The following is an 11,456-nucleotide window of genomic DNA, read 5'->3' as shown; positions in this document are numbered from 1 at the left end:
GTGTTTTATTATTGTATTGGTCACATTTTTTCAAATATTTACTTTTCAAATATAAGTTTAACTAATAGATTGAAATTGCTTATCCAATAAAACGAAACGGTGTTTCATTATGAAAAATAATATTATTGCTGCTGTCCTACTTGGTTTGACTGCAACTGCTGCAAATGCAACAGATTTAAATCTCCGCCATGAATATCAAGACGGAAAAGGTGATGCACAATCTCAGCATAAAGATCGCCTGCTTATATCTCATCGATTTGGTAATGGTCTTGGTTTGAGCGCTGAAGTTAAATGGGCAAATCCAAAAGGAGAAGGTTTTGATCTTGGTGAACTGCATGATTCAGGCCACGAAGTGGGGTTAAGTTACAACTATAAAGTGACAGAGACTTTCACACTGCAACCATCTTATGCCGCTGATTCTAATAACAGCGGTGTGACACATAAGTTTAATTTAAAAGGTACTCAAAAGCTGACTGACAAGTGGGATATTGCTCTTCGTTATCGATATGGCGATGCCAACAAGACTGAGGATTCAGGTAAAGATGATTCGCACTATAGTCAATTCAACCTGACCAGTGGCTACAAGGCGAGTGATTTTAAACTTGGTATTGATATCGAATACAAACTTGAGCAGTCTGCAAGTTCTGGCTACAAAGGTGACGAAAATTACTTAAATTTAGTTAACTTTGCCGCGGAATATACGGGCTTTGAAAGTGGATGGCGTCCGTTTGCAGAATTTGGCATGGTGGCAGTCAATGCTGGTGATGCTGAGGGTAAAGATGATTACGCACCTCGCTACCGTGTAGGCCTGAAATACAGTTTCTAAGTGCCCCTGTTAGCTCCTAATACTTGTCTACATTTTTTAATCAAAATGGCTAACACGGTTGACGTGGTTAGCCATTTTTTTTCAAAGGTATTGTTATGAAAATAAAACTTCTCGCATTGTGTATTTCTTCTTTTATGCTGTCTGCATGTTCGACTTCAGTTGATAAAATGGATGGCAGCACGTGGCAGGCTATCACTTTTGGTCAATCGACAGACCTTAATTTTGGTTCCACTATTTTGCCAGAAAAAGTGGGTACTAATGAAGTGTTAGCCGGTGGTAAAGCGGTGCTTCCTGGTAATATTGCTGACACATTCATCATTGAAAGTCGTGGTGGTAAAATTGCCAACTCTCATGAGGGAGGGACGTTTTATTACACTACATTGCCAACCAATGTGAACTTCACATTATCAGCGACAGTTGTTATCGACCAATTAGGCCCCGAAACTGGGTCATCGCCAAACCGTCAAGAAGGTGCGGGTTTAATGGTGCGAGATATCCTAGGTGAGCCTCGCCTTGACCCACAGCCTGCGGGGCTGGAGGAGTTTCCATCAGCCTCTAACATGGTGATGAATCTTGTTAGAGCTAATAAGAAAGAACAAAATGGTTTAGTCAATATCGATGCAACCTACCGTGAGGGGATCTACCAACCCTGGGGAACGGCGGGTAATCGCATGGGGCGCGACGCATATGTTAAGGGTGTCGATTTTGGTCAAGGAAAACCGTACAAGATGACACTTACTAGAACCGATGAAGGTTTCTTAGTCAGTTTTGATGACGGTAAGGTAGTTGAAACTAAGGTGGTCAAAGGTGCTAATGCTAACATTGTTGAAATGCAGGATCCGGCTCATCAATATGTGGGCTTTTTTGCCTCCCGTAATGTCAAAATGGCAGTTAGTGATGTTCAGTTGACACTTCAAAATGCTAATACCGTTGACGCACCTCGTTATCAAGCTTCGATTGAGAAGCCCGTGCTACAGCAAGCCTCCTCAGATAAATCAGCGCTGAACAACTATACGATCCAAGCGCGTGCAAACTATGGTGGTAACTACAGTGTTACCCAAAATGGTCAGGTTATTGTTGAAAAGCAGTCAATCCCTGCGGGCGATATGTTTGGCTTTAATACCACGCTAAAAGAGGCACAGACTCAATTTCAAGTGATTTATACTCCAATTGAAGGCCCCGATTTTCAGCCAATCAGTTACCAGTATCAAGTAGATAAAGTCGCCTTAAAAAATCCAATGGAAATTCGAGTTAATCCACAAGGTACTGATGGTCGAGTTACCTTGCAAAAAGCGATTGAATTACTTCCGCCAGGTGGCACTATTTTGCTTGAAGATGGTGATTATGATGGCTTGAAGTTACCGGTTTCTGCTAGTGGTACTCCAGACAAAATGAAAACACTGAAAGCAGTTGGGAATAATGTACGTTTTATTGGGGAATACCTACATGAAGCGAGTTACTGGAATGTGTCAAATATAGAAGTTTTTGGTGCACAAACGATTGTACATGGTAGCCATAATCACTTTGAAAAAATGGTAACGCATGGAGCTCCGGATACTGGGTTCCAAATATCTTCACCAGAAAAATTAGGGCGCGCGCTGTGGGCAAGTTATAACACAGTGGTTGATAGTGAAAGCTTTAACAACATGGACAAATCACAAATTAACGCCGATGGTTTTGCTGCGAAAATGCGTATTGGTGATGGTAACACCTTTGTCCGTTGCGTCTCGCATCACAACATCGATGATGGATGGGATCTTTTCAATAAGGTGGAAGATGGAGCAAACGGTGTTGTGACGATTGTTGATTCTGTCGCTTATATGAATGGCCAAACGATGGATGTGCCAGTTAAAGGTGGCACGCGTGGTAATGGCTTTAAATTGGGTGGGGAGGGTTTACCTGTGGCACATATTGTGAAAAATAGTGTGGCATTTCGCAATAACATGGATGGTTTTACCGATAACTTTAACCCCGGTGCATTGACCTTAGAAAACAATGTGGCGATTGATAACGTGCGTTTCAATTACTTATTCCGTAAAAGTCCTTATGAAGCCGCAGGTAAACAAGGTACCTTTATTAATAATCAATCCTATCGCTTTTATGTAGATAGCCAATACAGTGATGTAGTGAGCGCGGAGAGTTTGCAAGCAAACCGTTTTATTGTTGATGGAGTGACTGTCGATGATAAAGGTGAGGCAGTTGACTTATCACAACTCGACAGTCTCAAACAAGCCGTTGTGGTTGAAGAAGATGATGCGGATGTAGGGAAAGTGCAAACACAAAAAATTCGTCAAATATTAAACATGAACTAGTAAAATAACAGTACCGAAGTTAAAGGCTAATCTCAGGAATGTGATTAGCCTTTTCTGTTTACAATGCATTACGCCATTGAAGTCAATAACTGGTCATATTCGTTTGTTCACCTCTTATTTCACAACGTCAAGTTATTTAGAATAAAAAAGGCTCACACGACTGGGGGGAGGTGTGAGCCAAAATTGGCTTGCTATAAAAGTGAATAAATACATGTTCACGGACTTGTACTCATTCACTGCACTAAAATAGATAAGCCAATGTAGGTAAACAGATAGATAATTGAACTTTACTAAGCGATGACGTTAGCCACTTCTTTAACCAGTGCTGCTAGCTCATCCCATTTTTCATTGTCGATCAGGTCATTAGGGATCATCCATGTACCACCGCAGGCAAGAACCGCGGGAATAGCAAGATAGTCTTTAACATTGCTTGGGCTAACGCCGCCGGTTGGCATGAATTTAATCGGGTATACGGCGGTTAGCGCTTTGAGCATTGCCACACCACCAGAAGGCTCGGCAGGGAAGAACTTCAGTGTATCCAAGCCCATTGCCATTGCTTGTTCAACTAAACTTGGGTTATTGACACCAGGAATAATCGAGATATTGCGTTGTTGGCAGTATTTTACCGTTGTTGGGTTAAACCCTGGGCTGACGATGAAATCAACGCCAGCATCGATCGCTTGGTCTACTTGTTCAGTCGTCAGAACCGTTCCTGCACCAATCAGCATTTGTGGGTAAGCTTCGCGCATATTTTTCATGGCGAGAGCTGCTTGCTCTGTACGGAATGTGATTTCAGCACAAGGCAGGCCATTTTCAATCAGCACTTGAGCCAGTTTTGCCGCTTTGTTGGCGTCTTTAATTGCAATCACTGGAACCACTTTGATATCGGCCAGTTGTTGGTTGATCGTATTCATCTGAGAATCCTTTTGGTTATATGATCTAAATAATTGGCATTGCATCACGAGGGATAATGGCACCTCGATGCTGAATAACCGTGCCTGCTAATGTATGTCCAGCGACAGCGGATTGTTCAGGAGTTCCACCAGTCAAGCGTTTGGCTAAATAACCTGCGCTGAATGAGTCACCAGCCGCGGTTGTGTCAACAATGGTGGATACTGGTATGGTGGGGATAGAAACTAATGTTCCATTTTGTATAACGTAGCAATCATCTGCCCCACGTTTAACCACAATTTCAGCAACGCCAAAGTTTTGGGTGCGTTCAATCGCTTGTTGCTCTTCAGTGTCGCCATACAGCATTTGTTCATCATCGAAGGTCAAAAAAGCAATATCAGTAATACGTAAAATTTGTTCGTATACTGCTTGAGTGGTTTCAACATTTTCCCACAGCGCAGGGCGGTAGTTATTATCGAAGGCGATTTTCACACCCTCTTTGCGGCAAAGTGTCAGGATTTCTATCAGTGTTTGGCGACAATCTTCAGGTAAAATTGCAAGGCTAATACCGCTGAGATAAATCATTTGATGTTGAGATAAGTTACGCACTAGGCTAAGAATGGCTTGGTTTCTAAGCCAATATTTTGCTGCTGAATCATTACGCCAATAGAAAAAGCTGCGCTCACCGTGTTCATCGGTATCAATCGTATATAAACCCGGTAATTTATCTTCAGATAAATGAACGAAATCGGTGTTAATCCCTTCTTCTTGCCATATTTGCAGCATTTGCTTACTGAATGGATCTTTGCCTAGACCTGTAACATAAGATGTGGTGATTTCGTGATGATGAGTTAAACGTGAAAGATAAAGGGCGGTATTTAATGTGTCGCCACCAAAACTTTGTTTGTATAGCTCGCCATGTTTTTGCAGTTCGACCATGCATTCACCGATCACTGCGATTCTATTTACATACATTGAAATGTCTCCTAAACATTAATTGTAGATATTATTGCAGCCATGAAATGGCTTAACAATAAAAACAAAACATTGGTTCATTTATTTGTGATTACGATCTTGATTGATATCGATGTTGCATTATTGGCCGTCTGAAACAAAAAAAGCCAACCGCAGTGGTTGGCTTAAACGTTCTATTTATTTCCCGATAAATGAGCGTTATGGAAGCTTACGCGACAAGTGTTTTAACATATTCTGCAATTTCTGCATCTTGGCAATTATTGAAGAAGCACTCTTGGAAACGAGCACTACCAACGGCTGTTTTAACAAGTTCTTGGTCAATCGCACGTAGTGCATCAACAAAGTTATCTTTCGTTACTGCCGCTTTTACCTGGTTCAAAATTGCAGCATTACGTTGTTGAGGTTCAGCGCGCTCAAGTGGGTAACCTTCGCCGCGAGTACCAGTAAACGCTTTTTCGAAGATATAACGAACGTTCAGTTCACCAGCCCAACCAAAGCCTTTAGCAAATGCTAGAGCCAACGCATTACCGTTATTGATTTGGTTAAATAGGAAAGCGTCAGAAGGCTCTAGACAGTAACCACAAACCACGCCTGGGTGTAAGTTAAGAGACATCATTGCGCCTTGACCTGTTCCACAACCTGTAACAACGAAGTCTACCGCTTTAGAGTTCAACAAGATGCTCGCCATAATACCTAAATGAATGTAGGTCAGATGATGATCGTTTTCATCGGTCATACCTAGGTTAAATACCTCGTGGCCTAGACCGCCAGCAACGGTATTTAGTTCACCTGCAACCATCGCATTTTTTGCTGCTTGGCTGTTTTCCATCATTAGTGCAATTTTCATGGTGTTTCTCCTGCGGCGATGCCGCCTAGCAATTTTTAATTAATCTTATTTCAAAAAGTCTTTACGCATTGGCGTAAAGTTATCAATCAGAATTCCTGCTTCTAAGCAGCGGCAGCCGTGCATGATTTCTGGTTTCTTGTACATAGTGTCGCCGGCTTTGACGATTTTCGTTTCTTCGCCAATGGTGAATTCAAATTCGCCAGATAAAACGTAAGTCAGCTGTTCGTGAGGATGATTGTGCATTGTGCCAATCGCCCCTTTTTCAAAATGCACTTCAACGGCCATCATGTTGTCGCTGTGTGCTAATATTTTGCGAGAAATTCCCGCTCCCAAATCTTCTAAAGGGATATCTTTGTTCAAAACAAACATGGTTTATCTTCCTATTTTTATAGGTTTTGCGCTATCAATGAACGTCTTTGATCTCGGACTAATCGATAGATAGTAATGCTGTTCATAGTCATGACAGTTAGTTCAAGTAAAGTGCCGCCAATCGATCCAACTAAGATGTTGTTAATTAGCCAGCATGTTGCGCCTACCAAGAAGGCAACTCTCATGGCTATACCTTTGAGCATAAAAATAGCAAATGTTCCAATTGTTGTTCCAACAATTGGCCACAAATCCCACCAATGCTGAGCTAGGTAAACACCTAACCCGAGACTGATACTAATAAATAGCGCAGCAACATATTTTGAAGAAGTATAAATTGAGGCTGCTGTACGTAGTGCGGAAAGAAAGGCACTAAGCACAGACAACATTGAACCTAATAAAAAATAATGTAAGAGATGATTCAAGTTGAAAATGAACATAATGATTTTTAGCTTACGATCATCTTTTTGATAAAACGTGGAAATACCTAAGGCTAAACTCACAAATCCTAACGTTTGAGCTAATGATAATTCCACATTTATTTCCTTACATGAATGTCATGATCTTAGCGAGCTAACCAACCACCATCGACAGCAATCGTATAGCCATTGATGTACGCAGATGCTTCTGATGCTAGGAAAACACAAGGACCAGCAACATCTTCAGGTGTACCCCAACGGTCTGCAGGAATGCGTTCTAGGATTGCGGCATTGCGTTCTTCGTCGGCACGTAGTGCCGTTGTATTGTTGGTGGCCATGTAGCCCGGTGCAATCGCATTAACGTTAATGTTATGACGTGCCCATTCGTTAGCCATCGCACGAGTGATACCCATCACGGCACTTTTAGAGGCGGTGTAAGAAGGCACGCGAATACCACCTTGGTAAGAAAGCATTGAAGCGATATTGATGATTTTTCCGCCATGACCTTGGGCGATAAACTGCTTAGCAGCCGCTTGAGACATGAAGAAAACGGTCTTAGAGTTGATGTTCATTACATCATCCCAATTCTGTTCAGAGAATTCGATGGCATCTTCACGACGAATAATGCCAGCATTGTTCACTAAGATGTCAATTTTACCAAACGCAGTGATAGCTTGATCAATGATGTGTGGAATATCTTCTTGTTTAAGAAGGTTGGCTCGTACATCTAAAAATGTATGGCCTGCCGCTTTCATTTTTTCAATGGTTTCAGTTGGTTCAATATAGTTAACGCCAACAACACGGCAGCCTGCTTCTGCAAGACCAAGCGCCATACCTTGCCCCAAACCTGTATCACAGCCGGTTACGATCGCTACTTTGTCTTTCAGATTAAATGAATTAAGCATGATTTTTATTTCCTCAATATTGTCGAATTTAGTGACCGAATCGAAGCCTGCGCTCACTGAAGTTATGGTTAAGATAAATCAAAAAGAAATATTGTACAAATATTTTTGAAAAGCTGTTTTGAAAATATTGATGGCGATCGTCTTTTTGAGCGTTAAGTTTGCGTGGTTTCAAATTTATGAAAAGCGTTTTTAAAAAAACTGGTTTACCAAATGGGAGGGGTTATAATGTTGGGAAATTAATAGTTATAACAGTTGTAAAGGAAAGACTATGGAAAAATCCACACAGCCTGAATCGGTATCCTCAGTGCTAAAAGTGTTTAGTATTTTGCAAGCACTCGCGGAGCAAAAAGAAGTGGGTGTTTCAGAGCTATCACAACGTTTGATGATGTCTAAAGCAACCACTTATCGTTTTCTTCAAACTATGAAATCTCAGGGTTATGTTTCACAAGAAGGAGAAGCTGATAAGTATTCTTTGACATTGAAGCTCTTTGAATTGGGTGCAAAATCTTTAGAATATGTTGATCTTATCTCTCTTGCAGATAAAGAAATGCACCATATTTCTGAGCAAACCAATGAAGCTTTGCACTTAGGGGCATTAGACGAAAGCGGTATTATTTACATCCACAAAATTGATTCTGGTTACAACTTACGCATGCAGTCACGTATTGGCCGACGCAACCCACTCTATAGTACTGCGATTGGTAAGGTGTTATTAGCTGAGCGTGAAGAATCGTACGTTCGCCGTTTACTGAGCGATGTTGAATTCGTTAAGCATACCGAGCGCACACACGAAAACGTTGATCAACTTTTGAGTGAACTAGAACTAGTACGCGGTCAGCATTTTGCTGAAGATAATGAAGAACAAGAGCCGGGTCTTCGTTGTATCGCTGCACCGATCTACGATCGCTTTGGCAATGTGATTGCTGGGCTGTCTATTTCGTTACCGACTATTCGCTTTGAAGAAGAACGTAAATCTTACTATGTCGATTTACTGCAAAGTGCCTGCCGTAATATTTCTGGGCATTTAGGTTTCCGGAATTATCCTGTTTAATCAATTAAGCAGCTTGATAGCTGCTTTTTTTGAAGTACAATAAATTATCGAAACGGTGTTTTAAAATGCGAGGTTATTGTGGGTACATCGTTAACTCCAAATATCTATGATTTTCTTATCAGATTAGATCCATTTGATAAGCTTCCTCGAGACATTGTTGAGTCACTGTCTAATCAAGTCAAAGTTCGTTACTTAGCGCAAAGTGAACAGATCGAATTTAGTGCGCTATGTGAAGATCGCTATCTTTATATTATCCGCACAGGGGCGATTGAGCAGTGGCGACCGGATGGACAACTGCGTGCTCGTTTAGGAGAGGAAGATCAGTTTGGTTTTACTTTCTTAGCGCCTTTGAAAGACAGCGAAGATGGCTACCGCGCGCAAGCCATGGAAGATTCTTTGCTCTACCTCATTCCACATAAAGTGGTGTTGCAGGTTTGTGACGAGCATCCAGACATAGCTCATTACTTTGCGGCTAAAGCGGAAACTCGTCTGAGCTCGGCGGTCAATGATGTTTGCCGTGCAGAAGAAAAAGGGCTGTTTTTCCGCCGGGTGGGTGAGATTGCTAGTGAGAACATCACCATTGTTGATTTTACCGCTACGATTCAAGACGTGGCGCAAAAAATGTGTGGTACTGGAGGCCGTCGTAGTTCTTGCGCGGTCGTAAAATTCGCTGGAGAAATTGTTGGCATTGTAACCGACAGAGATATGACATCGAGTGTTGTTGCTAGCGGGATTGATATCTCTTTACCTATTCATCATGTGATGACACCAAACCCACAATTGATTCAGGCTGAAGACAAAGTCATTCAAGCGATTTCCATCATGTTGCAATACAACATTCGCTGTTTGCCTGTATTAAAAGATAAAGAAGTCGTTGGCTTATTGACCACCTCACATTTAGTGCATAACCACCGTACTCAAGCTTTGTTTTTAATCGAAAAAATCAAGTATGCGAGTTCTGTCAATGCATTAGCTGCATTGAAATCAGAGCGTCAGTCCATCTTTGAATCTCTAGTAGAAAGCGGTGTCAGTGCGGAAATTCAAGGCAGAGTTATGTCGATGATCATGGATGCATTTACTCGTCGCCTACTACAAATAACGGAAGCGATGCTGGGCCCCGCTCCTTGCGACTATGCTTGGATAGTCGCTGGTTCTCATGCTCGCAATGAAGTACATATGCTTTCCGATCAAGATAGTGCATTGGTGTTGGCCGACGATGCTAAAGCAGAAGATATGATGTATTTCAAGCATTTAGCCATGAAAGTTTGCAATGGTTTAGCCGCGTGTGGTTATCCATTGTGTGATGGTAAATACATGGCAGCTTACCCCAAGTGGTGCCAACCGCTAAGCACATGGAAAGAATACTATCGTAAGTGGGTTGCCAGCCCTGAATATAATAAATTATTAAGTATCAGTGTGTTCTTGGAAGTGCGTTCTATTTACGGCAATAGTGATTTAGTCGATCAGATGCAGCAGCATTTGCATCATTGTATTCAAAAAAGTACGTCATTCTTACCTGCACTGGTACGTGATGCGATTGACACACAACCACCGCTTGGCATTTTTAATAATTTGGTGCTCGAAAAAGGAGGAGACAATAGTCAAACGTTGAATATCAAAAAATATGCACTGAATTTAATTATTGATTTAGCACGTATTTTTAGTTTGGCAGCCGGTGGTTCGATGACTGGAACAGAAGAGCGCTTTATCTTTGCCGCAGCTCAAGGAACGATGTCCGAAGATAGCTGTAAAAATATTATTGGCGCTCATAAATTCATAACCCAGGTGCGCTTTACTCACCAGTTACAGGCGTTACGTGAAGGTAAAGATGTCAATAACCATATCGAACCAAACACATTTAGTAGCTTTGAACGTAAGCATTTGAAGGACGCGTTTAAAATTATCAGTGAGTTACAAGATGTGGCGAAATTAAGATTTTTGAAGGGGTAACGATGTTAAAGGCATTCAAGCGGCATTTTAACCCTTGGAATAAAGTGTATAAACACCACCAAGTGTTGTCCGAACAACAGCGAAGTTTAGCTGGACTCAGTCAATATCTAGGGCATCCTTTGCCGCCGCTCGATATTCGTTTATCTGAGCTTGAGTTTGTCGCATTCGATTTTGAAACCACAGGGGTGAATGCTCAGAGTGATTTCATCCTGAGTATTGGGATGGTGCCTTTTACACTCAATGAAATTGATGCTGCTAGTGCGAGTGAGATATTTATTAATCATGCACAATTTATCAAAGCTGAATCTGCAATTATCAATCATATTACGCCGAAAATGCTTAAAGATGGCGTCGTGATTACCCAAGCTATGGACAACCTATTTAGTGAGTTAGCAGGGAAAGTCCCAGTTGTTCATGGCTCGTGTATCGAAAGAACTTTTTTAGATAGGTTTGTGCAAGAGCACTTAGGAATGAAGAGTTTTCCCTGCTTGTGGCTAGATACGATACATATCGAAAAGCAGTTTTCCTATAAAGGTAAAACTGACAGTCGTTCTGGTTTCCAATTGAGAGACGTTCGTGATCGCTATCTGCTTCCTTCCTACTCTGAGCACTCAGCTGCAGTTGATGCCTTGGCGACGAGTGAACTATTTACCGCGCAGATCAAATCACTGTTTAAGCACCAAACCCCCTTGCTACATCAATTACTTTCTTCTTGAGCTGAACAGTAAAGCGGATGGAGTAATTATTGGTAGGTAAGAGCAAAAAGTTGCTTATGCTAGGCAGGTTGTTGCTCGATATGTTTTATTTGTCAGTATAACTCATTGAAATTAAACAATCTTAAGGTTGGCATCGACCTTGCTCTATAGGTGATGAATTTGCGCAAAATACATTCATCATTTAAGTAAAGTAAGGAA

The 11,456-nt window shown here is 41.5% G+C and carries 11 protein-coding genes; 5 read left to right on the top strand and 6 right to left on the bottom strand.

All coding sequences use genetic code 11. The features are described 5' to 3' along the window. Positions 1-109: 109 nt before the first annotated feature. Positions 110-826: an oligogalacturonate-specific porin KdgM family protein gene (locus HGG78_RS17750; protein WP_053308903.1), complete on the top strand. Its 717-nt coding sequence runs from the start codon at positions 110-112 to the stop codon at positions 824-826. Positions 827-921: 95 nt separating this feature from the next. Next, positions 922-3,138, top strand: a complete 2,217-nt coding sequence (locus HGG78_RS17745) for a right-handed parallel beta-helix repeat-containing protein (protein WP_172533677.1) — start codon at positions 922-924, stop codon at positions 3,136-3,138. 290 nt (positions 3,139-3,428) lie between these two features. Here HGG78_RS17745 and HGG78_RS17740 read toward each other — a convergent pair whose 3' ends face one another. The 6 genes from HGG78_RS17740 to kduD form a co-directional block, all read right to left on the bottom strand. After that, positions 3,429-4,052 carry a bifunctional 4-hydroxy-2-oxoglutarate aldolase/2-dehydro-3-deoxy-phosphogluconate aldolase gene (locus HGG78_RS17740; protein ID WP_172533676.1) on the bottom strand — a complete coding sequence of 208 codons (624 nt, stop codon included), beginning with the start codon at positions 4,050-4,052 and terminating at the stop codon, positions 3,429-3,431. A gap of 25 nt (positions 4,053-4,077) precedes the next feature. Further along, positions 4,078-5,004: a 2-dehydro-3-deoxygluconokinase gene (gene kdgK / locus HGG78_RS17735; RefSeq protein WP_172533675.1), complete on the bottom strand. Its 927-nt coding sequence runs from the start codon at positions 5,002-5,004 to the stop codon at positions 4,078-4,080. Positions 5,005-5,212: 208 nt separating this feature from the next. Beyond that, on the bottom strand, positions 5,213-5,851 hold the full coding sequence (locus HGG78_RS17730) for an RpiB/LacA/LacB family sugar-phosphate isomerase (RefSeq protein ID WP_053308899.1): 639 nt from the start codon (positions 5,849-5,851) through the stop codon (positions 5,213-5,215). Positions 5,852-5,896: 45 nt separating this feature from the next. Continuing rightward, positions 5,897-6,220: a cupin domain-containing protein gene (locus HGG78_RS17725; protein ID WP_053308898.1), complete on the bottom strand. Its 324-nt coding sequence runs from the start codon at positions 6,218-6,220 to the stop codon at positions 5,897-5,899. A gap of 17 nt (positions 6,221-6,237) precedes the next feature. Further along, a complete protein-coding gene (locus HGG78_RS17720) occupies positions 6,238-6,759 on the bottom strand; it encodes a YgjV family protein (protein WP_172533678.1) in 522 nt (173 codons plus the stop codon). 23 nt (positions 6,760-6,782) lie between these two features. Continuing rightward, entirely contained in the window at positions 6,783-7,544 is a 762-nt protein-coding gene (gene kduD, locus HGG78_RS17715; RefSeq protein ID WP_053309051.1) for a 2-dehydro-3-deoxy-D-gluconate 5-dehydrogenase KduD, read from the bottom strand. 265 nt (positions 7,545-7,809) lie between these two features. Here kduD and kdgR point away from each other — a divergent pair, with 265 nt between their 5' ends. The 3 genes from kdgR (at position 7,810) to HGG78_RS17700 (ending at position 11,258) form a co-directional block, all read left to right on the top strand. Then, a complete protein-coding gene (gene kdgR, locus HGG78_RS17710) occupies positions 7,810-8,592 on the top strand; it encodes a DNA-binding transcriptional regulator KdgR (protein ID WP_053308896.1) in 783 nt (260 codons plus the stop codon). Positions 8,593-8,670: 78 nt separating this feature from the next. After that, a complete protein-coding gene (locus tag HGG78_RS17705) occupies positions 8,671-10,542 on the top strand; it encodes a DUF294 nucleotidyltransferase-like domain-containing protein (protein ID WP_172533674.1) in 1,872 nt (623 codons plus the stop codon). 2 nt (positions 10,543-10,544) lie between these two features. Next, on the top strand, positions 10,545-11,258 hold the full coding sequence (locus HGG78_RS17700; RefSeq protein ID WP_053308894.1) for an exonuclease domain-containing protein: 714 nt from the start codon (positions 10,545-10,547) through the stop codon (positions 11,256-11,258). Positions 11,259-11,456: the final 198 nt, after the last annotated feature.

Origin of the sequence: Vibrio aestuarianus (genome assembly GCF_012395185.1) — a bacterium.
Taxonomy (GTDB): Bacteria; Pseudomonadota; Gammaproteobacteria; order Enterobacterales; family Vibrionaceae; genus Vibrio; species Vibrio aestuarianus.
The sequence above is the reverse complement of the archived record's forward strand: the minus strand, read 5'-3'. Positions and strand labels throughout refer to the sequence as shown.